At 74.1% G+C, this 23,317-nt stretch carries 22 protein-coding genes and 1 pseudogene; 11 read left to right on the forward strand and 12 right to left on the reverse strand.

The window, feature by feature from the left end:
- Positions 1 to 20: 20 nt before the first annotated feature.
- Positions 21 to 1,562 carry a GTPase HflX gene (gene hflX / locus ACNHYB_RS04735; RefSeq protein WP_418277241.1) on the reverse strand — a complete coding sequence of 514 codons (1,542 nt, stop codon included), beginning with the start codon at positions 1,560 to 1,562 and terminating at the stop codon, positions 21 to 23.
- 74 nt (positions 1,563 to 1,636) lie between these two features.
- On the opposite strand from hflX, the gene ACNHYB_RS04740 reads away from it, so the two are divergent.
- Positions 1,637 to 2,245 (forward strand): class I SAM-dependent methyltransferase, encoded by a 609-nt coding sequence (locus ACNHYB_RS04740; protein ID WP_418277242.1) that lies wholly within the window; start codon positions 1,637 to 1,639, stop codon positions 2,243 to 2,245.
- A 34-nt stretch (positions 2,246 to 2,279) separates the two neighbouring features.
- On the opposite strand, the gene dapF is transcribed toward ACNHYB_RS04740, so the two are convergent.
- Entirely contained in the window at positions 2,280 to 3,212 is a 933-nt protein-coding gene (dapF, locus tag ACNHYB_RS04745; RefSeq protein WP_418277243.1) for a diaminopimelate epimerase, read from the reverse strand.
- Positions 3,209 to 4,201, reverse strand: a complete 993-nt coding sequence (miaA, locus tag ACNHYB_RS04750) for a tRNA (adenosine(37)-N6)-dimethylallyltransferase MiaA (protein ID WP_418277244.1) — start codon at positions 4,199 to 4,201, stop codon at positions 3,209 to 3,211. The genes dapF and miaA overlap by 4 nt, the downstream gene beginning before the upstream one ends.
- Before the next feature lie 49 nt (positions 4,202 to 4,250).
- Between miaA and ACNHYB_RS04755 the strand changes: the two genes are divergently transcribed.
- A complete protein-coding gene (locus ACNHYB_RS04755; RefSeq protein ID WP_418277245.1) occupies positions 4,251 to 4,721 on the forward strand; it encodes a hypothetical protein in 471 nt (156 codons plus the stop codon).
- On the opposite strand, the gene ACNHYB_RS04760 is transcribed toward ACNHYB_RS04755, so the two are convergent.
- Positions 4,640 to 5,323: a hypothetical protein gene (locus ACNHYB_RS04760; protein ID WP_418277246.1), complete on the reverse strand. Its 684-nt coding sequence runs from the start codon at positions 5,321 to 5,323 to the stop codon at positions 4,640 to 4,642. The two genes, ACNHYB_RS04755 and ACNHYB_RS04760, sit on opposite strands and share 82 nt — an antisense overlap.
- Positions 5,324 to 5,424: 101 nt before the next feature.
- On the opposite strand from ACNHYB_RS04760, the gene ACNHYB_RS04765 reads away from it, so the two are divergent.
- Both ACNHYB_RS04765 and ACNHYB_RS04770 read left to right on the forward strand, forming a co-directional pair.
- A complete protein-coding gene (locus tag ACNHYB_RS04765; RefSeq protein WP_418277247.1) occupies positions 5,425 to 5,925 on the forward strand; it encodes a YbjN domain-containing protein in 501 nt (166 codons plus the stop codon).
- Positions 5,922 to 6,425 (forward strand): YbjN domain-containing protein, encoded by a 504-nt coding sequence (locus ACNHYB_RS04770; protein WP_418277248.1) that lies wholly within the window; start codon positions 5,922 to 5,924, stop codon positions 6,423 to 6,425. The genes ACNHYB_RS04765 and ACNHYB_RS04770 overlap by 4 nt, the downstream gene beginning before the upstream one ends.
- A gap of 29 nt (positions 6,426 to 6,454) precedes the next feature.
- Here ACNHYB_RS04770 and miaB read toward each other — a convergent pair whose 3' ends face one another.
- Positions 6,455 to 8,071, reverse strand: a complete 1,617-nt coding sequence (gene miaB / locus ACNHYB_RS04775; RefSeq protein WP_418277249.1) for a tRNA (N6-isopentenyl adenosine(37)-C2)-methylthiotransferase MiaB — start codon at positions 8,069 to 8,071, stop codon at positions 6,455 to 6,457.
- Positions 8,072 to 8,230: 159 nt separating this feature from the next.
- Between miaB and ACNHYB_RS04780 the strand changes: the two genes are divergently transcribed.
- From ACNHYB_RS04780 to ACNHYB_RS04795, 4 genes are all read left to right on the forward strand, one after another.
- Positions 8,231 to 9,010 (forward strand): amino acid ABC transporter ATP-binding protein, encoded by a 780-nt coding sequence (locus ACNHYB_RS04780; RefSeq protein ID WP_418277250.1) that lies wholly within the window; start codon positions 8,231 to 8,233, stop codon positions 9,008 to 9,010.
- Between the two features lie 35 nt (positions 9,011 to 9,045).
- Positions 9,046 to 9,885: a glutamate ABC transporter substrate-binding protein gene (locus tag ACNHYB_RS04785; protein WP_418277251.1), complete on the forward strand. Its 840-nt coding sequence runs from the start codon at positions 9,046 to 9,048 to the stop codon at positions 9,883 to 9,885.
- Positions 9,886 to 9,980: 95 nt separating this feature from the next.
- On the forward strand, positions 9,981 to 10,658 hold the full coding sequence (locus ACNHYB_RS04790) for an amino acid ABC transporter permease (RefSeq protein ID WP_418277252.1): 678 nt from the start codon (positions 9,981 to 9,983) through the stop codon (positions 10,656 to 10,658).
- Positions 10,655 to 11,602, forward strand: a complete 948-nt coding sequence (locus ACNHYB_RS04795) for an amino acid ABC transporter permease (RefSeq protein WP_418277253.1) — start codon at positions 10,655 to 10,657, stop codon at positions 11,600 to 11,602. The genes ACNHYB_RS04790 and ACNHYB_RS04795 overlap by 4 nt, the downstream gene beginning before the upstream one ends.
- Positions 11,603 to 11,645: 43 nt before the next feature.
- Here the strand turns inward: ACNHYB_RS04795 and ACNHYB_RS04800 are convergent, their stop codons facing one another.
- The 3 genes from ACNHYB_RS04800 to ACNHYB_RS04810 form a co-directional block, all read right to left on the reverse strand.
- The gene (locus ACNHYB_RS04800; protein WP_418277254.1) at positions 11,646 to 12,242 is read right to left on the reverse strand and encodes a regulatory protein RecX; all 597 of its coding nucleotides are present in this window, start codon (positions 12,240 to 12,242) and stop codon (positions 11,646 to 11,648) included.
- 11 nt (positions 12,243 to 12,253) lie between these two features.
- Positions 12,254 to 13,393 (reverse strand): recombinase RecA, encoded by a 1,140-nt coding sequence (gene recA / locus ACNHYB_RS04805; protein ID WP_418277995.1) that lies wholly within the window; start codon positions 13,391 to 13,393, stop codon positions 12,254 to 12,256.
- A 275-nt stretch (positions 13,394 to 13,668) separates the two neighbouring features.
- Positions 13,669 to 13,902 (reverse strand): DUF3046 domain-containing protein, encoded by a 234-nt coding sequence (locus ACNHYB_RS04810; RefSeq protein ID WP_418277255.1) that lies wholly within the window; start codon positions 13,900 to 13,902, stop codon positions 13,669 to 13,671.
- 55 nt (positions 13,903 to 13,957) lie between these two features.
- Between ACNHYB_RS04810 and ACNHYB_RS04815 the strand changes: the two are divergent.
- Positions 13,958 to 18,702, forward strand: a pseudogene (locus tag ACNHYB_RS04815) (ATP-dependent helicase).
- Here the strand turns inward: ACNHYB_RS04815 and ACNHYB_RS04820 are convergent.
- Complete coding sequence (locus ACNHYB_RS04820) at positions 18,668 to 19,396, reverse strand: DUF998 domain-containing protein (protein ID WP_418277256.1); 729 nt, start codon at positions 19,394 to 19,396, stop codon at positions 18,668 to 18,670. The pseudogene ACNHYB_RS04815 and the gene ACNHYB_RS04820 sit on opposite strands and share 35 nt — an antisense overlap.
- Before the next feature lie 138 nt (positions 19,397 to 19,534).
- On the opposite strand from ACNHYB_RS04820, the gene ACNHYB_RS04825 reads away from it, so the two are divergent.
- The gene (locus ACNHYB_RS04825) at positions 19,535 to 20,329 is read left to right on the forward strand and encodes a DNA-formamidopyrimidine glycosylase family protein (RefSeq protein ID WP_418277257.1); all 795 of its coding nucleotides are present in this window, start codon (positions 19,535 to 19,537) and stop codon (positions 20,327 to 20,329) included.
- Here ACNHYB_RS04825 and ACNHYB_RS04830 read toward each other — a convergent pair.
- The 3 genes from ACNHYB_RS04830 to pgsA all read right to left on the reverse strand — a co-directional run bounded on the left by ACNHYB_RS04830 (position 20,313) and on the right by pgsA (position 21,935).
- Positions 20,313 to 20,642, reverse strand: coding sequence for a helix-turn-helix domain-containing protein (locus ACNHYB_RS04830; RefSeq protein WP_418277258.1), 330 nt, complete (start codon positions 20,640 to 20,642; stop codon positions 20,313 to 20,315). The genes ACNHYB_RS04825 and ACNHYB_RS04830 overlap by 17 nt on opposite strands.
- Before the next feature lie 205 nt (positions 20,643 to 20,847).
- Positions 20,848 to 21,324 (reverse strand): CinA family protein, encoded by a 477-nt coding sequence (locus ACNHYB_RS04835; protein WP_418277259.1) that lies wholly within the window; start codon positions 21,322 to 21,324, stop codon positions 20,848 to 20,850.
- Positions 21,321 to 21,935: a CDP-diacylglycerol--glycerol-3-phosphate 3-phosphatidyltransferase gene (gene pgsA, locus ACNHYB_RS04840; protein WP_418277260.1), complete on the reverse strand. Its 615-nt coding sequence runs from the start codon at positions 21,933 to 21,935 to the stop codon at positions 21,321 to 21,323. The genes ACNHYB_RS04835 and pgsA overlap by 4 nt, the downstream gene beginning before the upstream one ends.
- Positions 21,936 to 22,023: 88 nt before the next feature.
- On the opposite strand from pgsA, the gene ACNHYB_RS04845 reads away from it, so the two are divergent.
- Positions 22,024 to 23,313, forward strand: a complete 1,290-nt coding sequence (locus ACNHYB_RS04845) for a CapA family protein (protein ID WP_418277261.1) — start codon at positions 22,024 to 22,026, stop codon at positions 23,311 to 23,313.
- Positions 23,314 to 23,317: the final 4 nt, after the last annotated feature.

Here is a 23,317-nt window from a genome sequence, read left to right on the forward strand (position 1 = left end):
ACGGTCGGGTGCCGACACCCTCAGACGGCCACGCGCTCCAGCTCGGCCGCGAGCGCCCCGTCGACCCGGCCGCGCAGCCGGGTGCCGGTCGCGAGGTGCTCCTCGGACGTCAGCTCCCCGAACTCGTGGACACGGTGCACCAGGTCACCGCGCGAGTACGGCACGACGAGGTCGATCTCGACCGAGGGGCGCGGCAGCGAGTCGGCGATCAGCTCCTTGAGCTCGGCGATCCCCTCCCCGGAGTGGGCGGACACGACGACGGTGCGGCGTTCGCGCCGCTGGATCCGTCCGACGACGGCCGGGTCGGCGACGTCGGCCTTGTTGAGCACGACGACCTCCGGCACGTCCTCGACGCCGGGGATCTCGTCGAGGACCTCGCGCACGGCGGCGATCTGGCCCTCGGGGTCCGGGTGGGAGGCGTCCACGACGTGCAGCAGGAGCGCGGCGTCGCCGACCTCCTCCAGGGTGGACCGGAACGCCTCGACGAGCTGGTGGGGCAGGTGCCGCACGAACCCCACGGTGTCGGCGTAGGTGAACACGCGCCCGTCGGCGGTGCGGGAGCGCCGCACGGTCGGGTCGAGGGTGGCGAACAGGGCGTTCTCCACCAGCACGCCGGCGTCGGTCAGAGCGTTGAGCAGCGACGACTTGCCGGCGTTGGTGTAGCCGGCGATCGCGACGTTGGGGATCGAGTTGCGGTGCCGGTCCAGGCGCTTCGTCTCGCGGGCGGGCGCCATGGCGGCGATCTCCCGGCGCAGCTTGGCCATCCGGTTGCGGATGCGTCGACGGTCCAGCTCGATCTTGGTCTCGCCGGGTCCGCGCGAGCCCATCCCGGCGCCGGCGCCGCCGACCTGGCCGCCGGCCTGGCGGGACATCGACTCGCCCCAGCCGCGCAGGCGCGGCAGCAGGTACTCCAGCTGTGCGAGCTCGACCTGGGCCTTGCCCTCCCGGGACTTGGCGTGCTGGGCGAAGATGTCGAGGATCAGCGCGGTGCGGTCCACCACCTTGACCTTGACGATGTCCTCCAGGCCGCGGCGCTGGGACGGCGCGAGCTCGGTGTCCACCACGACGGTGTCCGCGCTGGTCGCGGCGACGACACCGGCGAGCTCGGCCGCCTTGCCGGAGCCGAGGAACGTGCCCGGGTCGGGCTTGGCGCGCTTCTGCAGGACGCCGTCGAGCACCTGGGAGCCCGCGGTCTCGGCCAGGGCGGCGAGCTCGCGCAGGGAGACCTCCGCCTCCCTGGACGCGGCCTCGCCACCGGCGTAGAGCCCCACGAGCACGACCTTCTCCAGCCGGAGCTGGCGGTACTCCACCTCGGTGACGTCGTCGAGCTCGGTCGACAGCCCGGCGACGCGCCGCAGGGCGCTGCGCTCGGCGAGGTCGAGCTGCGCGCCGTCGTGGACGGTGTGGACGGTGGCGCCCTCCGACCGTGCGGTCCCGGCCCGGGCGAGCACCCGCGCCACGACGTCGTTCGCGATCGCCTGGGCGTCGCGGGACGCAGCGGCCGGCTCCTGGGCGTCGGCCGCCGAGGAGGTCTGCTCGGGATCGGTCGGGATGTGGGTCAAGGGGTTCCTCTCGCTGGGTTCGTCACCGACAACAAGTTTCCCACGCCGGATCGTCCCGTCCGAAGCCAATTACGATGCGGTGCGTGAGCGACCACTACTTCACGGCCGAGCCCGCCTCCGACGCCGAGCGTCGGCACGTCCCGGTCCGCCTGGCGGGTCAGGACGTCCAGGTGCAGGTCGCCGCGGGGATCTTCTCCCCCGCAGGGATCGACAAGGGCACGCGGGTGCTGCTGGACGAGCTGCCCCCGGCGCCGGGTGCGGACCTGCTGGACCTGGGGTGCGGCTGGGGACCGCTCGCGCTGACGGCGGCGCTGCAGAACCCGGCGACGACGGTCTGGGCCGTGGACGTCAACGCCCGCGCCCTGGACCTGGTACGCCGCAACGCCGCGGCCCTGGGCGTCGCCGACAGGGTGCGTGCGTGCACCCCGGACGAGGTGCCCGACGACGTCCGGTTCGCCGCGCTGTGGTCGAACCCCCCGATCCGGGTGGGCAAGTCGGTGCTGCACGACATGCTGCGGCGGTGGCTGACGCGTCTGGTGCCCGGCGCCGACGGCGGCTGGCTGGTCGTCCAGAAGAACCTCGGGTCGGACTCCCTGGCGCGGTGGATCGAGTCCGACGTCGGGTTGCCCGTGCGGCGGGCGTCGTCGTCGAAGGGGTTCCGGGTGCTGCACGTCACCCGGTGACGACCGGGCACAGGGTGATGGTCGACCCCGTTGATCAGAGGTCGAGCTCGCCGTCGAACACCAGCTCCGCGGGACCGGCGAGCTCGACGTGACCGCCGTGCAGGAGCCGGACCCGGACCTCGCCACCGGGCACCTCGACGTACCACGTCGACGGCACGTCGTGGGGGTCGTCGACGCCGGCCGCCGCCCACGTCCGCACCGCGAGCGCCGCGGCGCACGCCCCGGTGCCGCAGGACCGCGTCTCGCCGACACCTCGCTCGTGCACCCGCATGCGCACCCGTCCCACGGGCCTGCCGTCGGGGCCCTCCTCCTCGCCGAGGGGCACGACGAGCTCGACGTTCGTCCCGTCGACCGGCACCGGCTCGACCGCCGGCGCGCGGGTGAGGTCCAGCTCCTCCAGCTCCTCGGGGCGCGACAGCGCCACCACGGTGTGGGGGTTGCCGAGGTCGACCCCGAGCGCGGGCCGCGGTGCGGGCCAGCCCGCCACGAGGACGGCGGAGTCGAAGCCGCTCGCGGCGGCGTCGGTGCCACCCGGCAGGCTCCACGGCCCCATGTCGACGGCGTACCAGCCGTCGGGCTCCTTGCGCACGCGCCGCACGCCCGCGCGCGTGCCGAGCGCCAGCTCGCCGCCGGCGGACAGGTCGACCAGACCGAGGGACTCCGCGAACGCGGCGAAGACCCGCACGCCGTTGCCGCACATCTCGGCCACGGAGCCGTCCCCGTTGCGGTAGTCCATGAACCAGATGGCCTGCGGTTCCGTCGCGAGCACGTCGTCGGCGACCTGTTCGCCGGAGCGTGCGACGGCGGCGGTCGGCGCGAGCCGGATCACGCCGTCCGCGCCGATGCCGGCCCGACGGTCGGCGAGCCGACGGACCTGGTCGGGCGTGAGCTCCAGGTCGCCCCGGGTGTCGGCGAGCAGCACGAAGTCGTTCTCGGTGCCGTGGCCCTTGGTGAAGCGCAAGGTCATGAGCCCAGACTACGGCGTACGGGACCGGCGCCCGGCGCGGGCAGCGTGCCGTCCTCGGCGGCACGGACCACCGCGAGGGCCTGGTCCACCAGCGTGGCGGACCCGGCGTCGAGCCATCGGACCCGGGGGTCGCGCCCGAACCAGCCCATCTGCTTGCGGGCGAGGCGGCGGGTGTTCGCCACGACCGCCTCGCGGGCGTCGGGCCCGGTCGAGTCGCCGGCGAGGAACCTCAGGACCTCCGCGTACCCGACGGCGCGTGCCGCCGTCGTCCCGAGCCCCGCACCGGTGCCACCCTGGTCGGGGGCGGCCAGCGACCGCACCTCCTCGACGAGGCCCTCCTGCCACATGCGGTCGACCCGGCCGGCGACGCGCGCGTCCAGGGTGGCCCGGTCGCAGTCCAGGCCGATCTGGACGGCCGGTCGGACGTACTCCTGGCGGGGCAGGTTGGCCGTGTAGGGGGCCCCGGTGAGCTCGATGACCTCCAGCGCGCGCACGATCCGGCGCGTGTTCAGCGGGCCGATCGACACCGCGGCGGCGGGGTCGAGGCGTTCGAGCTCGGCGTGCAGCGCGCGCCTGCCCTCGGTCTCGGCGCGGAGCTCGAGCCGCGCACGCACCGCGGGGTCCGTCCCGGGGAAGTCCAGGTGGTCGAGGAGCGCGCGCACGTACAGCCCGGACCCGCCCACGACGACGGCGCGCGCCCCGCGACCGGTGATCGCGTCCAGGTCGGCCCGGGCCGCGGCCTGGTAGCGCGCCACGGAGGCGTCCTGGGTGGGGTCCAGGACGTCGAGCTGGTGGTGCACGATCCCCCGGCGTCCGGCCACCGGCACCTTCGCGGTCCCGACGTCCATGCCCCGGTAGAGCTGGAACGCGTCGGCGTTGACGATCTCGGCGGGCACCGGGTGCGGTCCCTGCGTGCCGAGCGCCTCGGCGAGGTCCAGGGCGAGGTCCGACTTCCCGGTGGCGGTGGGGCCCACGACGACGACGATCACGGGCCCTACGGTACGACGCCGGCGCCGGGCGCGAGGCTACGCTGCGCGCATGCTCCTGCTGTCGGTGTGCGCCGTGGGACTGGTCTCCGGACTGGTCCCGGTGGTCAGCATCGAGGTGTACCTCGGCGGCCTCGTGGCGGTCAGCGACGCGACCGGCTCGCCCGGCGTCGCGTTCGCGGTCTCCCTGGCCGCGGCGGTCGGCCAGACGGCCGCGAAGGTCGTGTGGTACCTGGGGGCGGCGCGCTCGATGGAGTCGCGGTGGGTGGCGCGCAAGCTGGCGGACCCGCGGCGCCGGGCAGGATTCGAGCGATGGCAGGCCCGGATCGTCGGCCGCCCCGTCATGAGCTCGATGGTGCTGCTGGCAGCCGCCACCGTGGGATTCCCGCCGCTGATGATCATCGCGGTGGTGGCCGGCTCGCTGCGGGTGCCGCTGGCGATCTACGTGCCTACCGTCCTGGTGGGTCGGACGCTGCGCTTCTGGTTGCTGATCACCGGGGTCGGCTGGTTCGCGGACCTCTGAGGGCCCTCCCACACCACGACCTCGTACGCCCCGGGAAGGTGCGGACCCTCCTCGACGACCTGCAGGACCCGGCGCTCCCAGCCACCGGCGCCGGCCAGGTCCGCCAGCACGTCGTCGACGGGCGTCGCGCCGGGAGAGCCCTGGGCCGCCGCGCCCGGCCGCCCGCCGGCCGCGACGACGATCCCGTCGCACCGGTCGAGGTGGTCGATCGCGGCACGCCGGTCCTGGTGGTCCTCGCGCCCGGGGCGTGTCGCCAGCTCGACCACGCGGGCACCACTCACGGCGTCGCCGCCGGCGGCGGCGGCGAGCGCCCACAGGGCGACCGACGCCGGCACGCCGGCGACCGGGCCCGTCCCGCCGGGCAGCGGCAGCCAGCGGTCGGCGATCCCGACGGCGGCGAACGAGGCCCGTCGTGCGTCCCAGGTCGTGCGGGGTGCCGGAGCCAGCACGCCCCACGTCACCGCGGGTCCCCCGTCCGGGCCGCGCACCGCGCCGACGGCCTCCAGGACCGCCGCGCGGGTGGCCGCCAGGGGCCGGGCGGTACCACCGGCCCCGGGCACGAGCAGCGGGGCGGCGGGCAGGACGACGGCGCGGACGGGCACGCCCGTCAACCTATCCCGCCGTGTAGCGTGGGGCTGTGAGGTTCTTCGGGTCGCGCCGGACCGCCAAGTCGTCGTCCGTCCCGCACGGTGATTCCGTCGACGTGGACCTTCTTCGTCACGACCTGGAGAAGGTGCTGCTCACCGGCCCTGTCGGCGACGCCGTGGGCGCCGTGGCCGCCCCCGTCACCCGTGAACGCGTCAGCGCGTGGATGGACTCCTGCGGATTCACGTACTTCGTCGACACCGACGGCGACCTGGGCGGGCTGTGGCACGGACGCCTCTTCTACTTCCTCGTCCTCGGTGACGACGGCGAGGTGCTGCAGGTGCGCGGTCAGTGGCACCGGGAGGCGACGATCGAGCGCCTCGCCGACGTCCTGGAGGTGTGCAACGCCTGGAACGCGGAGCGCATCTGGCCCAAGGCGTACGCCCGGGTGCGCGACGACGGCGCCGTCGTGGTGTGCGCGGAGGTCGCCGTCAGCGTCGAGCACGGCGCCTCGGACGACCAGCTCGGCCAGCTGCTGCACTGCGGGCTGTCGACGGGCGCCCTGTTCTTCGAGCACCTCGACGAGGAGTTCACCGACCCTTTGGCGGTCGCCCCGTGAGCGGCCCGCTGCGCCGCGCCGCCGCCGCCGTGCGGCAGGCGGCCCGTCGCCGCGCCGAGGGGCCGGCGCACCAGGCGTCCCTGCCGTCGGCCCTCACCGCCCAGCGCGTGGCGGACGACCTGGCGCGCCGCGGCTACCGCTTCCGCACCGACGACGACGGCGACATCACCGGCACCTGGGACGGCAACCGTTTCTGGTTCCTGCTCCTGGGCGAGGACGCCGAGATCCTCCAGGTGCGCGGACGATGGTCGGGGGCGGTGCCGGAGCAGGCGCGCACCGCCGTGCTGCAGGCGTGCAACGACTGGAACCGCGAGCGCCTGTGGCCGAAGGTGTACACCCGCGTCGAGGACGGGGCGATGGCCCTGTACGGCGAGGTGTCGGTGGACCTGGAGCACGGCGTCACCGACGACCAGATCGCCGAGACCCTGTCCTGCGGCCTGGTGACGACCTCTCAGTTCTTCGCGAGCCTGGCCTCGCTGGGCGACACCTCGCCGTCCTGAGTCGGGGCTGACGCCCGACGACGGTGGGCTCAGCGGCGCAGCGTGGGCATGCCGAGCACGACCGGGCCGTCGGGTGCCGGCGCACCGTGCCCGTGCTCGTTCTCGCCGCCGCCGAGCCGCGTCCGCTCCCGGTCGGCCCACGCGTCCCCCGAGCGGGTGCGACGCACGGCGTAGGTGCCGCCGTCGAGCGCCGAGTCCGCGATGAGGTGGTGCGGCGCGGCGCGGGTCACCTCGACGGTGACCATGTCGCCGGGTCGGGGCAGGCGGGCGTCCAGGTCGTCGGCGAGGCGGGGGTCGGCGAGCGAGGCCGGCTGGTCGGCGAGGGCCGTGCCGTCGGGCAGCACCCCGGCCGGGAGCGCCAGGTGCACGAGCCTGTTGTCGCGTGCGCGCCCGCTGAGCCGGTGGGTGACGCCGTCCTTCTTGCCGGAGCCCTCCGCGACGAGGACCTCCACGGTGCGGCCGGTCCGGGCCGCGGACTCCTCGGCGCCGATGCGCTCCTGGAGCGCCAGCAGCCGTTCGAACCTCTCCTGCACGACCTCCTTGGGCAGCTGGCCGTCCATCGTGGCGGCCGGCGTGCCGGGGCGCGGCGAGTACTGGAACATGAACGCCGAGCTGAACCGGGAGGCCTCCACCACGCGCAGCGTCTCGGCGAAGTCCTCCTCCGTCTCGCCCGGGAAGCCGACGATGATGTCCGTGGTGATCGCGGCGTCGGGCATGACGGCGCGGACGCGCTCGAGGATGCCGAGGAACTTCTCCGAGCGGTAGCTGCGGCGCATCGCCCGCAGCACCCGGTCCGAGCCGGACTGCAGCGGCATGTGCAGCTGGGGCATCACGTTGGGGGTGTCCGCCATCGCCTCGATGACGTCGTCGGTGAACGCCGCGGGGTGCGGGGACGTGAACCGCACGCGCTCCAGCCCGTCGATCTCGCCGCAGGCGCGCAGCAGCTTGGCGAACGCGCCGCGGTCACCGAACTCCACGCCGTAGCTGTTGACGTTCTGGCCCAGCAGGGTGACCTCGACGGCACCGGCGTCCACCAGCGCCCGGACCTCGGCCAGGACCTCGCCCGGACGGCGGTCGCGCTCCTTGCCGCGCAGGTGCGGCACGATGCAGAACGTGCACGTGTTGTTGCAGCCCACCGAGATGGACACCCATCCGGCGTAGACGGACTCGCGGCGCGTGGGCAGCGTCGAGGGGAACACCTGCAGCGACTCGGCGATCTCGACCTGGGCGGCCTCGTTGTGCCGCGCCCGCTCCAGGAGCACGGGCAGCGCGTCGAGGTTGTGGGTGCCGAAGACGACGTCCACCCAGGGTGCGCGGTCGACGATCTCGCCGCGGTCCTTCTGGGCCAGGCACCCGCCGACGGCGATCTGCATGCCGGGACGGCCCGCCTTGCGGCTCGCGAGCTGGCCGAGGTTGCCGTACAGGCGCGTGGCCGCGTTCTCCCGGACCGCGCAGGTGTTGATCACCACGACGTCGGCGCGGTCGGCGGCCTCGTCGGCCGCGGAGGCGCGGGTGTAGCCCGCCTGCTCCAGCATGCCGGCCATGTGCTCGGAGTCGTGCACGTTCATCTGGCACCCGAGGGTGCGCACGACGTAGGTGCGCGCGGCGCCGTCGGCGGGCGTGGTCGCGGCACTGGGGGTAGTCATGGTGGAGGACATCGTCGACCAGAATACGTCTCGCCGCGACGCACGCCCCCACCCGGCGGGGGCACGCCCGTGGCACCCGTGCCAGGTCGTTACCGATTCGTTGCCGACCCGGGACCGTAGGTGCTGGCCCGCGTAACAACCACTGGTTAGGTTTTCAGGATGGATCACAGCGGATCGACCCCTGCGGACGGCTCCCACCTGGGTGCACCCCTCGTCGAGCTCGCAGGAGTCAACAAGCACTTCGGCGACCTGCACGTCCTGCAGGACATCGACCTCACCGTCCGCAAGGGCGAGGTGCTGGTCGTCATCGGGCCCTCCGGATCCGGCAAGTCCACGCTCTGCCGGGCCGTCAACCGCCTGGAGACGATCGACGACGGCACCATCCGGATCGACGGCACGCCGTTGCCCGCCGAGGGGCGCCAGCTCGCGAACCTGCGCGCCGACGTCGGGATGGTCTTCCAGTCCTTCAACCTCTTCGCGCACAAGTCCGTCCTGGACAACGTGACCCTCGGCCCGCGCAAGGTGCGCAAGCTGTCGCGGGCGAAGGCCGAGGAGGAGGCCCTGCAGCTGCTCGAGCGCGTCGGGGTGAAGAACCAGGCCGACAAGCTGCCCGCGCAGCTCTCGGGCGGCCAGCAGCAGCGCGTCGCGATCGCCCGGTCGCTGGCGATGCACCCCAAGGTGATGCTCTTCGACGAACCGACGTCGGCGCTGGACCCCGAGATGATCAACGAGGTCCTCGACGTCATGGTCCAGCTCGCCCACGAGGGCATGACGATGATCGTGGTCACCCACGAGATGGGGTTCGCCCGCAAGGCCGCGGACCGCGTCGTCTTCATGGCCGACGGCCGCATCGTCGAGCAGGCCACGCCCGAGGAGTTCTTCACGAACCCGCAGAGCGACCGCGCCAAGGACTTCCTGTCGAAGATCCTCACCCACTGACCCACCTCACCGGCATCACCGACGAAGGGAACATCATGCGACGCACACGCACCACCGGGGCGATCGCCCTCGCGGCCACCGCCGCCCTGACCCTGGCAGCCTGCTCCGACGACGGCGGCAGCGGTGAGGACGGCGGCGACGAGGGCATCACCATCGGCATCAAGTTCGACCAGCCGGGCCTGGGCTTCATGGACGGCGACACGCCGTCCGGTTTCGACGTCGAGGTCGCCAAGTACGTGGCGAACGAGCTCGGCTACCCCGAGGACCAGATCACCTGGAAGGAGTCGCCGTCGGCCCAGCGCGAGACGCTGCTCTCCACCGGGCAGGTCGACATGATCTTCGCGACGTACTCGATCACCGACGAACGGCGCGAGCAGGTCTCCTTCGCGGGCCCGTACTTCGTGGCCGGCCAGGACCTGCTGGTCGCGGCCGACAACATGGACATCACCGGCCCTGACGCGCTCGACGGCAAGAACCTGTGCTCCGTCACCGGTTCCACCTCCGCCGAGCGCATCAAGGAGGAGTACTCCGAGGGCGTGAACCTGCTGGAGCAGCCCGGCTACGCCGAGTGCGTCACCGCCCTCGTCGCCGGCTCGGTGGACGCCGTCACCACCGACGACATCATCCTCGCGGGCCTCGGTGCCCAGCCGGCCAACGCCGGCAAGGTCAAGGTCGTCGGGAACACCTTCTCCGAGGAGAAGTACGGCGTCGGCCTGCCGATGGATTCCGACCAGTGCGAGGCGATCAACGAGGCGATCACGAAGATGATCGACGAGGGCGCCTGGCAGGAGGCCCTCGACACCGCCACCGAGGGCACCGGCTACGTGCCCAACGCGGACCTCAACAGCCCGCCCGCGTTCGACCCCTGCTCCTGACCGCCCTCTGACGCCCGGGTGGGCCGCCGGACCGGCGGCCCACCCGGGCGTCGGGCACCGGGCCCCTCCCACCGAGACGAAGGAGCTTTCCTCCCGTGGAGGAGTACTTCGAGATCATCCGCCAGTACGACGTGCTCGGCGCGTTCTGGGTGAACATCCAGCTCGCCTTCTGGTCCGCGCTGCTGGCGCTCGCGCTGGGCTCCGTCCTGGCCCTGTTCCGCATCTCCCCCATCGGGAGCCTGCAGTGGGCGGGCTCCGCCTACGTCGCGGTGTTCCGGAACATGCCGCTCACCGTGATCATGGTGTTCATGGTGCTCGGCGCCTGGAGCCAGCTCGACTTCACCCTGTCGCAGGACTTCAACGTCAACTTCTTCTGGCTCGCCGTGGTGGGCCTGTCGGTCTACCACGCCGCGTTCGTCTGCGAGGCGATCCGCTCGGGGGTCAACACCGTCCCCGTGGGTCAGGCCGAGGCGGCACGGTCCATCGGGCTGTCGTTCCTGCCGGCGGCCCGCATCGTGATCCTCCCGCAGGCCTTCCGCGGCGCGATCGCCCCGCTGGGCAACGTCCTCATCGCCCTCATCAAGAACACCACGGTCGCCGCCGCGGCCTCGGTGGCCACCGAGACGTCGTCGGTCATGAAGACGATGATCGAGTTCCGGCCCGACTACATCTACGCCATCTTCTTCACCTTCGCGATCGGCTACGTGATCCTCGTGACCCCCGTCGGCCTGCTGACCACCTCACTCTCCCGACGTCTGGCGGTGACGCGATGAGCTCCCGGTCCGTGCTGTTCGACGCTCCCGGCCCGCGCACCCGACGGCGGATCCTGATCGGCAACGTCGTGGGCGCCCTCGTGGTCGCCGGTGTCGCCGCCGTCATCGTGCTGCAGCTCGCCGCCAAGGGGCAGTTCGACGCGACGCTGTGGATCAACGCCCTGGACGCCAGCGCCTGGCGCGACTACTACCTGCCGGGGTTCCTGGCCACCGTGCGGGCGGCGGGCGTCGCCATCGTCGGCGCCATGTTCTTCGGCCTGCTCTTCGGCGTCGGTCGGCTGTCCTCGCACCTGCTGGTGCGCAGCGTCTGCGGCGCCGTCGTCGAGTTCCTGCGCGCCGTCCCCGTGCTGCTGATGATGGTCTTCTTCTGGCTGCTGCTGGCCAACGCCGGCCTCGCCAACTCCGACTACTGGGGCGTCGTCATCGCCCTGGTCCTCTACAACGGCTCCGTCGTGGCCGAGCTCGTCCGGTCGGGCGTGCACGGCCTGCCGCGCGGCCAGCGCGAGGCGGCGCTGTCGACCGGGCTCACCCGCGGTCAGTCGCTGCGCTCGGTCGAGGTGCCGCAGGCCCTGGTGGCGATGCTGCCGGCGCTGATCTCGCAGCTGGTCGTCGTCATCAAGGACTCCGCCCTGGGGGCCATCATCAGCTACTCCGAGCTGCTGCAGAGCGCTCGGCGGCTCGGTGCCGGCGACGGCAACATCCTGCAGACCCTGACCGTCGCGGCGGTGCTGTTCATCCTGGTGAACTGGAGCCTCGGCAAGCTCGCCGAGCGCCTCGGCCGCACGGTCCGGCGCACGTCGGGACGCACGGGGACGATGGCCGCGGGCCTGGACGCCGGCGTCGGCGTCGGAGCGACGGCCGTGGCCGGCGACCGACCGCACGGCGTCGACGAGGGTCCCGGCACCGGCCCGGGCGACCCGGACCACCCCACTCGCTGGGGCTGAGCACCGCGGGTGGTCCTGCCCCGTGCAGGGGGCCGGGCAGGACCTACTCGAGGAACGGCAGCTCGTCGTCCAGGTCCTCCTCGCCCTCGTCCGCGAGGGCGTCCTTGACCGCGGCGAAGGCGACCGAGGGGCCGTACCCCTTGCGCGACAGAGCCCCGACGGCACGCCGCAGCCGCACGTCCCGGTCCAGGCCACGCGTCCGGGCGACGTGCTTGCGCGCGAGCGCGGCCGCGGCACACCGCTCGTCCTCCGGGTCGATCTGCTCGAGGGCCACGGCGGCAGTGTCCGCGTCGATTCCGCGGCGGCTCAGCTCGCGGGAGATGGCACGACGCGCCTGCCCCCGTTCGGCGTGCCGCGTCCGCACGATCATGTCGGCGTAGGCCTCGTCGTCGACGAGCTGGACGGCCTGCATCCGTTCGAGGACCGGATCGACCACCGCCTCGGGGAACCCCTTGCGGGCCAGCGAGCGGGCGAGCTCCGCCCGGCTCTTCGGTGCGGCGGTGAGGGTCCGCAGGACGGACTCGCGGGCCAGCTCCGTGGCGTCGGCGAGCGTGATCTCCCCGGCGTCGAGACGTTCGGACACCGTCGGGCGGCCGCGACGCTTCCCCCCGCCGCGACCGCCCTCCTCGGGGTGACTCATGCCCGACCTGCTCAGAAGGGCGACTTCTTCGACTTGGCCGCGCTCGAGCGGGTCGAGGCCTTGGCGGCGACGGGTGCGGTGGCGTCCGCGGCCAGGGCGTCGGCCCCGACCCCCGCGACGCCCGGTTCGGCACCCTCGGCCGGCGCGTCGAGCACGGCACCGACCCCGAGCTTCTCCTTGATCTTCTTCTCCAGCTCGTCGGCGAGGTCGGGGTTGTCCCGCAGGAACGACCGTGCGTTCTCCTTGCCCTGACCGAGCTGGTCGCCGCCGTAGGTGAACCACGAGCCGGACTTGCGCACGAAGCCGTGCTCCACGCCCATGTCGATCAGCCCGCCCTCGCGGGAGATCCCGACGCCGTAGAGGATGTCGAACTCGGCCTGCTTGAACGGCGGGGCCATCTTGTTCTTGACGACCTTGACGCGGGTGCGGTTGCCGACGGAGTCCGTGCCCTCCTTGAGGGTCTCGATCCGGCGGATGTCCATGCGCACCGACGCGTAGAACTTCAGGGCCTTGCCGCCCGTGGTCGTCTCGGGGCTGCCGAAGAAGACGCCGATCTTCTCGCGGAGCTGGTTGATGAAGATCGCCGTGGTCCCCGAGGAGCTCAGCGCGCCGGTGAGCTTGCGCAGCGCCTGCGACATCAGCCGCGCCTGCAGGCCCACGTGGCTGTCGCCCATCTCACCCTCGATCTCCGCCTTGGGCACCAGGGCCGCCACCGAGTCGATGACGATGATGTCCAGCGCGCCGGAGCGGATCAGCATGTCGGTGATCTCGAGGGCCTGCTCACCGGTGTCCGGCTGGGACACGAGCAGAGCGTCGGTGTCCACGCCGAGCTTCTTGGCGTACTCCGGGTCCAGGGCGTGCTCGGCGTCGATGAAGGCGGCGATGCCGCCCGACTTCTGGGCGTTGGCCACCGCGTGCAGGGCGACGGTCGTCTTGCCGGAGGACTCGGGGCCGTACACCTCGACGATGCGCCCGCGGGGCAGTCCGCCGATGCCGAGTGCCACGTCGAGGGCGATCGAGCCGGTGGGGATGACCTCGACCGGGGCCCGCCCCTCCTGGCCGAGTCGCATGATCGAACCCTTGCCGAAGTTGCGGTCGATCTGGGCGAGCGCGGCCTCGAGGGCCTTCTCGCGGTCTTCCGGTGCAGGCATGTCGGTCACCTTCGCGTTCTGGGCGCGGCCGCGCGCCTTCGGTCTGCTGCTCATGTCGAGGTCGACCGTACGTGCCGCCACCGACATCGCGCCGACGCCGTCGGGCGATCTGTGGACGACGCCGCGTCGCGGCCTCGTTGTGGGCACGAGTCTAACCGAACACCTGTTCGACGCCGACCGTCGTCACCGGCGTGTCGCAGCGGGCGGCAGGCCGAGCGTCGGCGGGCGGTCAGGGCGGCGGGCGGTCAGGGCAGGAGCTCCACGCGGACGGTGCCTCAGCGCGGAGGTGGCGCCTGCCGGTACCGGTCGCTCCCCCACCGGCGCTCCTGCGGGACGTCGAGCGCGTCGCACAGCGCGTGCCACACGTCTCGCGGCTCGACACCGTCCGCGAGCGCCTGCGCGGGCGTGCGGTCGCCCAGGCGCGGCAGCACCTGCTCCGCGACCAGGACCCGGCCGAACCCGGAGCCGAAGACGTCGTCGACGAGCAGGGAGAAATCGGAGTAGCGCACGCCTCCAGGGTGCCACGACCGCACACGTGTGGGTGCCGCGGTGCAGGATGAGGCGGTGGCCATCGACTCGTCAGCACGGTTCGCGCCCGCGACGCGCGCCTGGTTCGACGCGGCCTTCGCCGGCCCCACGCCCGCCCAGAGCGGCGCCTGGGAGGCGATCGCGGGCGACCGTCACGCCCTGGTCGTCGCCCCCACCGGATCGGGCAAGACGCTGGCGGCGTTCCTGTGGGCCATCGACCGTCTGACGTCGACGCCGCCGCCCGAGGACCCGGCGCTGCGCTGCCGGGTGCTGTACGTCTCCCCCTCAAGGCGCTGGCCGCCGACGTCCAGCGCAACCTCGGTGCCCCGCTGACGGGGATCCGCCAGGCCGCCGCGCGCCGGGGGGAGGTCGCCCACGACGTCACGGTCGCGATGCGCACGGGAGACACCCCGGCGGCGGACCGCAGGTCGTTCGCCACCCGGCCGCCGGACGTCCTGGTCACCACCCCCGAGTCGCTCTTCCTGATCCTGACGTCGGCCGCGCGGGCCGGACTGGCGGGCGTCGAGACCGTCATCGTCGACGAGATCCACGCGGTCGCCGGGTCCAAGCGCGGGGCCCACCTCGCCCTCACGCTGGAGCGGCTCGACGCGATGCTCGAGCGCCCCGCCCAGCGGGTCGGGCTGTCCGCCACCGTCCGGCCCGTCGAGGAGGTCGCCGCCTTCCTGTCGGGTGCCCGGCGCGTCGACGACGGCGGACGCGACGTCGTCGTCGTGCAGCCTGCGGCCACCAAGCAGTGGGACCTGCAGATCGCCGTCCCGGTGCCGGACCTGACCGACATCGCCGCCGCCGGCCCGGAGCAGGACGACGCACCGGACCTGAGCGGTCCCGCGACACGGCCCGAGCGGCAGGCGTCGGTGTGGCCGCACGTGACCGACCGGGTGGTCGACCTCGTGACCTCCCACCGGTCCACGCTCGTCTTCGCCAACTCCCGGCGAGGTGCCGAACGCCTCACGGCACGGGTCAACGAGGCGTGGGCGGAGCGTCAGGGCGTGGCCGCGCCCGACCCGGGCGCCGACCAGGCGGCGCAGTCCCCGGCCCAGTCGGGCACCTCCTCCGCCCTGCCCGCCACGGCCGAGGTCCTGGCCCGGGCGCACCACGGGTCGATGAGCCGGGCGGAGCGGACGCGCACCGAGTCCGACCTCAAGGCAGGCACGCTGCCCGCCGTCGTGGCGACGTCGTCCCTGGAGCTGGGCATCGACATGGGTGCGGTCGACCTCGTCGTGCAGGTCGGGGCACCGCCGTCGGTGGCCAGTGGTCTGCAGCGCATCGGCCGGGCCGGTCACCAGGTCGGCGCGGTGTCCTCCGGCGTGGTGCTGCCCACCCATCGCGGCGACCTCGTGCCCGCCGCCGTCGTGGCGATGCGGATGCGCAGCGGCGAGATCGAGCCGGTCCGCCCGGTCACCAACCCCCTGGACGTCCTGGCCCAGCAGGTGGTCGCCGTGCTCGCCCTCGAGGACCAGGACGCCGACGAGCTCCTCGCGCTGGTCCGCCGCTCGGCCCCGTTCCGCGGCCTGCGCGACGCCACCTGGCACGGCGTGCTGGACATGCTGGCCGGCCGGTACCCCAGCGAGGAGCTCGCAGGGCTGCGTCCCCGGATCGTGTGGGACCGGGCCACCGGACGCCTGTCCGCCCGGCCGGGCGCACAGCGGCTCGCCGTCACGAGCGGGGGCACCATCCCGGACCGCGGGATGTACGGCGTCTACCTCGTCGGGGACGAGGGCGGCCGCGGCGGCAAACGGGTGGGCGAGCTCGACGAGGAGATGGTCTACGAGTCGCGCGTCGGGGACACCTTCACCCTCGGGTCGTCCACCTGGCGCATCGAGGACATCACCCCGGACCGCGTGCTCGTCACCCCCGCCCCCGGGCTGCCGGGCAGGCTGCCGTTCTGGAAGGGTGACGCGCCGGGGCGGCCTGCGCCGCTCGGCCTCGCCGTGGGCGCGTTCCTGCGCGAGTCCGACGTCGCGCTGGCGGCCGACGCCGCCGCCGGGCGGGACCACCTGCGTACGGCCGGGCTCGACGACTGGGCCGTGGACAACCTCGCGTCGTACCTGACCGAGCAGCGCGAGGCGACCGGACGGCTGCCCGACGACCGCACGATCGTCGTCGAGCGGTTCCGCGACGAGCTCGGCGACTGGCGCGTCGTCGTCCACTCACCGCTCGGCTCACCCGTCCTGACCCCGTGGGCCCTGGTGGTGGCGTCCCGGCTGCGCGAGCGGCTCGGGGCGGACGTGTCGGCCATGCCGGGCGACGACGGCATCGTGCTGCGGCTCCCCGGCGACGCGCCGTGGGACCTGGAGGCGAGCACGTCCGAGCCGCAGGTGACCGCCGAGGACCTCCTGGTGGACCCGGACGACGTCGACCGGGCGGTCCGCGCCGAGCTCGGGTCGTCCGTGCTGTTCGCCGCCCGGTTCCGCGAGGCGGCGGCGCGGGCGCTGCTGCTGCCCCGCCGACGACCGGACCGTCGTTCTCCCCTGTGGCAGCAGCGTCAGCGTGCCGCGCAGCTCCTCCAGGCCGCCTCGGCGCACCCCGACTTCCCGATCATGCTGGAGGCCGCCCGGGAGTGCCTGCAGGACGACTTCGACGTCGCCGGGCTGCGCACGCTCATGGCGGACCTCGCCGCCGGGCGGGTCCGCCTCGTCGAGGTCACCACGCCCCAACCGTCGCCGTTCGCCCGGTCCCTGCTGTTCGGCTACACCGCCCAGTTCCTCTACGACGGCGACGCCCCCCTGGCCGAACGACGCGCCGCGGCGCTCACCCTCGACCCGGCCCTGCTCGCCGAGCTGCTGGGCGAGCAGGGCGCCACGGACCTGGCGGACCTGCTCGACCCCGACGCGGTGCGGCGCACCGAGGACGAGCTCCAGTCGCTCGCACCGGACCGCAGGGCCAAGGACGCCGAGGACCTCTGGGACGTGCTGCGGCGCACCGGGCCGCACCCCCTGGAGGCGTTGACCGACCGCACGCGGGTGGACGTCGCCACCCACGTCGCGGACTGGCTGGACTCGCTCGAACGGGACCGTCGCGTGATCGCCGTGCGAGTGGCCGGCGTGCCCCAGTGGGCCGTCGTCGAGGACGCCGGCCGCCTGCGCGACGCTCTCGGCGTCGCCGAACCCGTGGGTCTCCCGGAGGCCCACACCGCAGCCGTCACCGACCCGCTGGGCGACCTGCTGCGCCGCCACGCCCGCACCCACGGTCCGTTCACCGCGGCCGACGTCGCCCGCCGCTTCGGGCTGGGCGTCGCCGTCACGACCGAGGCGCTCGCCCGCCTCGAGGCCACCGACCGGTTGGTGCGCGGCGCGTTGCGCCCGGACGTGCTGGGCGGCACGGGCGACGAGTTCTGCGACCCCCACGTCCTGCAGGTGCTGCGCCGACGGTCCCTGGCGGCGCTGCGTGCCGAGGTGGAGCCGGTGGCTCCCGAGTCGTTGGGGGTGTTCCTGCCCCGCTGGCAGGGCGTCGGCGCGGCCACCCTGCGGGGCGTCGACGGGCTCCTGCGCGTGGTGGAGCAGCTCGCGGGCGCCCAGGTCCCCGCCTCCGCGCTGGAGTCGCTGATCCTGCCGGCCCGCGTCGGCGACTACGCGCCGGCGCTGCTGGACGAGCTCACGACCAGCGGCGAGGTGCTGTGGGCGGGTCACCGCCCACCGGCGAGCACCACGTCCGGCGACGGCCTGGTGAGCCTCCACCTGGCGGACGACGCCCCGGTGACGCTCGCCGCGCCGTCGGCCCCGGAGCCCGGCGGCGCGCTCGACAGCGACCTGCACCGCACCGTGGCGGAGCTGCTGTCGACGTCCGGGGGGTTCTTCCTGCCCCGACTGGCCGAGCTGGCTCAGGCCACCGAGGCCGCCGTCCTGGAGGTGCTGTGGGACCTCGTATGGGCCGGGCACGTCACGAACGACGGGTTCGGCGTGCTCCGGGAGCGGCTGGGGTCGTCCGGCGGCGCGCACCGGGCGCCCCGACGCCCGGCGCGCGCCCGCCCCGTGCGTCGCTCCCGGTTCACCGCGCCGCGCGGCGCGCCCTCGCCCGGGGGCGGCGGGCGCTGGTCCGCCCTGCCCTCCCTCGAGAGCGACCCGACCCTGCGGGCCCACGCCCTCACCCAGGTGCTGCTGGACCGGCACGGGGTCCTGACCCGCGCCGTCGCGCCGTCCGAGGGGGTGGCGGGCAGCTTCCGGGACGTCTACCGGGTGCTGACCGGTCTGGAGGAGCGTGGTGCCGCGCGGCGGGGGTACTTCGTCGAGCGCCTCGGCGGGGCCCAGTTCGCCCTGCCCGGTGCCGTGGACCGCCTGCGGCTCGACGCCGCGGAGCGGGACCGCAGCACCACGGACCCCGACGCCGCGCGTCGCCCCCTGCTGCTCGCCGCCACCGACCCCGCCAACCCCTACGGCGCCGCGCTCGCCTGGCCGTCCCGTGATCCAGGCCCGTCCACGGGCGCGGGCCGGGACGCGTCCCTGGTGCCGGAACGCGCCGGCCACCGCCCGGGTCGCAAGGCGGGTGCGGTGGTCGTGCTCGTCGACGGCTCCCTCGCCCTGTACGTCGAGCGCGGCGGACGCAGCCTGCTGTCGTTCACCGCCGAGGTCGACGCGCTCGCCGCAGCGGCCGGCGCCCTGGCCGAGCACGCACGCTCCGGACGGCTCGGACGGCACGTGGTCCAGCGGGTGGACGGGACCGCCGCCCTGGTCGCCGTCCAGGAGGACGGCCCGGTCGTCGCCGCACTGCGCGAGGCAGGGTTCGGTGTCACGCCGCAGGGCCTGCGGGTGGTCCAGCACTGACCGCCCGGTCCACCTGGACGGCCAGCAGTGCGAGATAGGCGGTCATCAGGACCAGGCCGACCCGCTCGAGCAGGCCGAAGGCCACGATCCCCGACCCGAGGGCCACGAGCGGGAGGTGGATCGCCAGGAACACCAGGACGACGGACAGCAGGGCAGCGCCGGCCCGGCGCAACGGCTCGACCGTCTCGCAGCGGCCACGGGGCCCGGCGGTGGACGCGAGACCGACGAGCGGCAGGACGCAGAACGCCGTCGCGGCCCCCGCACGGTGCACCACGGCGGACGTCGTGGCCGACGCCGTCCCCGGAGGGTCCGTCGGGAACAGCCCGACGAGGACCATCGAGACCAGGAAGATGCCGATGGCCGCCACCGGCACCACCCCGGCCAGCAGTCCGGCCGTGTACCCGCGGGCGACGAGGACCACGCCGAGCAGCCCGAGGGTCAGGCATGCCACCAGCACCAGCAGCGCCCCGCCGGGCACGAACGCGTAGAAGCTCACCGGGTCGGCCACGGGGTCGACGACCCCCGCACCGGCCACGTGCGCCGCGCCCACCGTCGTGGCCGCCGCTCCCCCGCCCCAGCCGGCGATGACGGTGTTGGCCCGCGGCGGCGATCCAGGGGTGGATCCGGGGGCCGGTCCAGGGGCGGGCCGATCGGCACGGTGCTCGACGGTCAGGACGCCGGAGGGAGGTGTCACAGGTGGCACGTGGCCAGCATGGTGCACGCCGGCTTCGCACCGCTATGGGGCATTCCCCCCATTCGTCCCCGGAGGACCCGGATAGATTGACGTCGGGGCGACCGCCCCGGAATGCCGCACGGACGGGGAGGAGCGCCGGTGCCGGAGGGAGACGTCCTGCGACTCACCGCCGCGCGGATCGACGCGGCGCTGCGAGGAACGGCCCTGACGCTGGGCGAGCTGCGATGGCCCGGACTGGGCGGCACCTCCCTGACGGGACGCACCCTGACCTCGTGCCTCGCCTACGGCAAGCACCTGCTGGCGCGCTTCGACGACGGTCGCACCCTGCACACCCATCTGCGGATGGACGGGCAGTGGCGGGTGCTGCGCACCGCCGGGCCGCCGCCGCAGCATCCGCAGGTCCGTGCCGTGCTGGCCACGGGCGACTGGACGTGCGTGGGCTGGCGCCTGGGCATGGTGGACCTGCTGCGCAGCAGGGACGAGCCTCGGCTCCTCGCGCGGCTGGGTCCGGACGTGCTGGCCGACGACTTCCTGACCGAGGGCGTCCCTCAGGGGGTGCGCCACCTCGCCGACCAGCGCGACCGTGCCCTGTGCGACACGCTCCTCGACCAGTCCGTGGTTGCCGGCGTCGGGACGATCTGGATGGCCGAGAGCCTCTTCGCCCTGCGGTGGAACCCGTGGCGCACGGCCGACGACCTCGACGACGAGGCGCGGGCCCTGCTGCTGACCACCGCGCACCGGCTCATGGCACGCAGCGTCGAGATCGGTCGGGTGCACGGCCTGGGACGGGTCCCCCGCGCCGTGCACGGCCGGGCGGGCCGACCGTGCCGACGCTGCGGTACACCGATCGCGGTCGGCGAGGCCAACGAGCCACCGGTCGAGCGGCCCGTCTTCTGGTGCCCGACCTGCCAGGACGTCAGCCGACCGGGGTGAGGTCCTCCCGCGGCGCGGCGGCGCGGGCGTACATGCCCGCCAGCACGTCGGCCGGGATCGTGTCCGGGACCTGCAGGCCTTCGGCGACCGCGATCCGGTCGCTCACCTCGCGCAGCACCAGCGACAGGGGGACGTCGAGCGCCTCGCAGATCGAGGCGAGCAGCTCGGACGACGCCTCCTTCTGACCGCGCTCGACCTCGCTGAGGTAGCCCAGCGAGACCCGTGCTGCTGACGACACCTCTCGCAGGGTGCGCCCTTGACGCTGCCGCGCATCACGCAGCACGTCTCCGATCTCTCGTCGCAGGACGATCATCTCGCGCCCCCTTCCTTCACCGGCCGCCCCGGGGCCCGGGGTGGCACTACCGTACCCCGACCCGCGATGGGCGCGCGGGGCACGGGACACATCGACACGGTTTCGTGGCCTGTCTGCGATCACATCTACCGGAACGCGCGGCGCCGACGCCGTGTTCCCGCGCGCGGGACCCGGGCCGGATGCGTGCAGGAGCACCACGCCGTCTTCACCGGGGCGACGCATCCGCCAGCAGGTCGAGGGCGAGCCGCAGCACCGCGCGCCGTGCCCCGGCACGGACGCCGGCACGATCGCCCGGCAGCTCGAGGCGCCGCACCCGACGACCGGTCGGTGCCTCGACCGCGACGAACACGACCCCGGGCTCGACGCCGTCCTGCGGGTCGGGGCCCGCCACCCCGGTGGTGGCGAGCCCGACGTCGGCCCCGACGGCGTGCCGCACCCCCGCCGCCATCGCGAGCGCCACGTCGGGGTCGACGGCGCCCCGGGCGGCCAGCAGGTCCGCGTCGACCGCGAGCAGGCTCGCCTTGAGGTCGGTCGCGTACGCGACGACACCACCACGCAGGACCCGGGACGCGCCCGGCACCTCGACGAGCTCCGCCGCGACAGCTCCCCCGGTCAGGGACTCGGCGACGCCCAGGGTCCAGCCGCGCGCCGCGGCGGCGGCCAGCACACGGCGTGCGGTCACGCCGTCGCGCCGGCCCGCGGACCCGGGCCGTCGTCGTCGCCCGCACCGCGCCGCAGGCGGACGGCCTGGGCGACGTAGTCGACGCCGGTGAGCAGCGTGACGGCGATCGCCGCGGCCATGACGACCCAGGCCAGGACCATCACGGCGGCGGGCAGCTGGGCCAGCGGCAGGAGGAACAGGGTGATGGCGGCGACCTGCAGCACGGTCTTGATCTTGCCGCCGCGCGACGCGGGCATCACGGCGTAGCGCAGCATGAACATGCGCATCACCGTGATCCCGAGCTCGCGCACGAGGATGACCGCCGGCACCCACCAGGGCAGCTCGCCGAGCGGCCACCACAGCAGCACCAGCGCGGTACCCGTCAGCGCCTTGTCCGCGATGGGGTCCAGGATCTTACCGAGGTCGGTCACGAGCCCGCGCGAACGCGCCAGATGGCCGTCCACCCGGTCGCTGAGCGCGGCGACGAGGAAGATCCCCGTCGCGACGAGACGCCAGAGCACGGAGTCGCCGCCGTCGACGAGCAGCGCCCACGCGAAGACGGGCACCATGACGATGCGCGCCATGGTGACGACGTTGGCGATGTTCCACGGCGAGGGGGCAGCATCGGTCATCCCGCCAGCCTACTGGGGTGAGGACCTCGAACCGCATCCGGCCCGGACCCGGACGGCGCGCCGGAGCGCGCGGCGGTACGCTCGCGCGGTGCAACCCGCCACACCGCGGCACGCTGCCGCCCGGTCCGGGGCCCGAACCGGCGCCCGCTCGGCGACGCTCGTCGCCTCGACGGCGTTGCTCGCCTCCGCGCTGGGGCTCGTGACGGCCTGCCAGGTCCTGGACGACGACCCGGGCGTCGCCCCGACGGTGACGGCCTCCCCGGAGCTCACCGTCGCGAAGGCCGCCCCGCCGTCGCCGTCGCCCGAGGTGACGTTCACCGTCCTGGCGGCCGGCGACCTGCTGCCGCACGGTCCCGTGGTGCGGTCCGCGGACGACGGCGCGGACTTCGGCAGCCTCCTCGCCGGCCTCGATCCCTGGGTCGCCGGCGCGGACCTGGCGCTGTGCCACATGGAGGTCCCGGTCGCCCCGCCCGGGACGGAGCCGAGCGGGTACCCGATGTTCGGGGCCCCCGAGGAGCTCGTCCCCGCGCTGGCAGACCAGGGGTGGGACGGCTGCTCGACCGCGTCCAACCACTCGGTGGACCGCGGCTACGACGGCGTGGTCGCCACCCTGGACGCCTTCGACGCCGTGGGGATGGGTCACGTGGGTACGGCGCGCTCGAAGGCCGAGGAGGAGGCGCCGCAGCGTTTCCGCCTCGAGCGGTCGGGACGCGACGTCGTCGTGGCCCAGCTCTCGGCGACCTACGGGCTCAACGGCCTGCCGATGCCGTCCCAGGCGCCCTGGGCCGTCGAGCTCATCGACGCCGACACCCTGGTCGACCAGGCGCGCCGGGCGCGCGAGGACGGGGCCGACCTCGTGCTCGTCAGCCTCCACGCCGGCGTCGAGTACACCGAGACCCTCACCGACCAGCAGGTCGACGTCGTCGACGCCCTGGCCCGCTCGGGTCAGGTCGACCTGGTGATCGGCCACCACGCCCACATCCCCCAGCGGATCGAGCACGTGGACGGCGGTCCGGACGGCACGGGCATGTGGGTGGCGTACGGGCTGGGCAACCTGCTCTCGAACCAGTCGTCGGCCTGCTGCGACGCCCGCACCAGCAACGGCGTGCTCCTGACGGCACAGGCCACGCAGGAGCGCCCGGGCGGCCCGACGCTCGTCACGGAGGTCGCGTGGACGGCGACGACCGTCGACCTCGCCGCGGGGCACCGGGTGCACGCGCTGCCGGACGTCCTCGACGACCCGGGGGCGACCACCCTGTCGGGCAGCACCCTGCAGGAACGTCGTGACCGCGTCGCCGACGCCGTCGGTGACGCGGCGGGCGAGCGGACCGAGGCTCCTGAGGCGACGGGGCCGGAGCCCGAGGTGCTCGACCGCTGAGCCC

It is taken from the genome of Isoptericola jiangsuensis (assembly GCF_048320105.1).
GTDB lineage: Bacteria > Actinomycetota > Actinomycetes > Actinomycetales > Cellulomonadaceae > Isoptericola > Isoptericola jiangsuensis_A.

Bases quoted from the DNA above. Each gene is read 5' to 3' on its own strand.
- ACNHYB_RS04740 (WP_418277242.1), top strand. From the start codon at position 1,637: ATGCGGTGCGTGAGCGACCACTACTTCACGGCCGAGCCCGCCTCCGAC.
- dapF (WP_418277243.1), bottom strand. From the start codon at position 3,212: ATGACCTTGCGCTTCACCAAGGGCCACGGCACCGAGAACGACTTCGTG.
- ACNHYB_RS04755 (WP_418277245.1), top strand. From the start codon at position 4,251: ATGCTCCTGCTGTCGGTGTGCGCCGTGGGACTGGTCTCCGGACTGGTC.
- miaB (WP_418277249.1), bottom strand. From the start codon at position 8,071: ATGACTACCCCCAGTGCCGCGACCACGCCCGCCGACGGCGCCGCGCGC.
- ACNHYB_RS04780 (WP_418277250.1), top strand. From the start codon at position 8,231: ATGGATCACAGCGGATCGACCCCTGCGGACGGCTCCCACCTGGGTGCA.
- ACNHYB_RS04785 (WP_418277251.1), top strand. From the start codon at position 9,046: ATGCGACGCACACGCACCACCGGGGCGATCGCCCTCGCGGCCACCGCC.
- ACNHYB_RS04795 (WP_418277253.1), top strand. From the start codon at position 10,655: ATGAGCTCCCGGTCCGTGCTGTTCGACGCTCCCGGCCCGCGCACCCGA.
- ACNHYB_RS04800 (WP_418277254.1), bottom strand. From the start codon at position 12,242: ATGAGTCACCCCGAGGAGGGCGGTCGCGGCGGGGGGAAGCGTCGCGGC.
- recA (WP_418277995.1), bottom strand. From the start codon at position 13,393: ATGCCTGCACCGGAAGACCGCGAGAAGGCCCTCGAGGCCGCGCTCGCC.
- ACNHYB_RS04830 (WP_418277258.1), bottom strand. From the start codon at position 20,642: ATGATCGTCCTGCGACGAGAGATCGGAGACGTGCTGCGTGATGCGCGG.
- pgsA (WP_418277260.1), bottom strand. From the start codon at position 21,935: ATGACCGATGCTGCCCCCTCGCCGTGGAACATCGCCAACGTCGTCACC.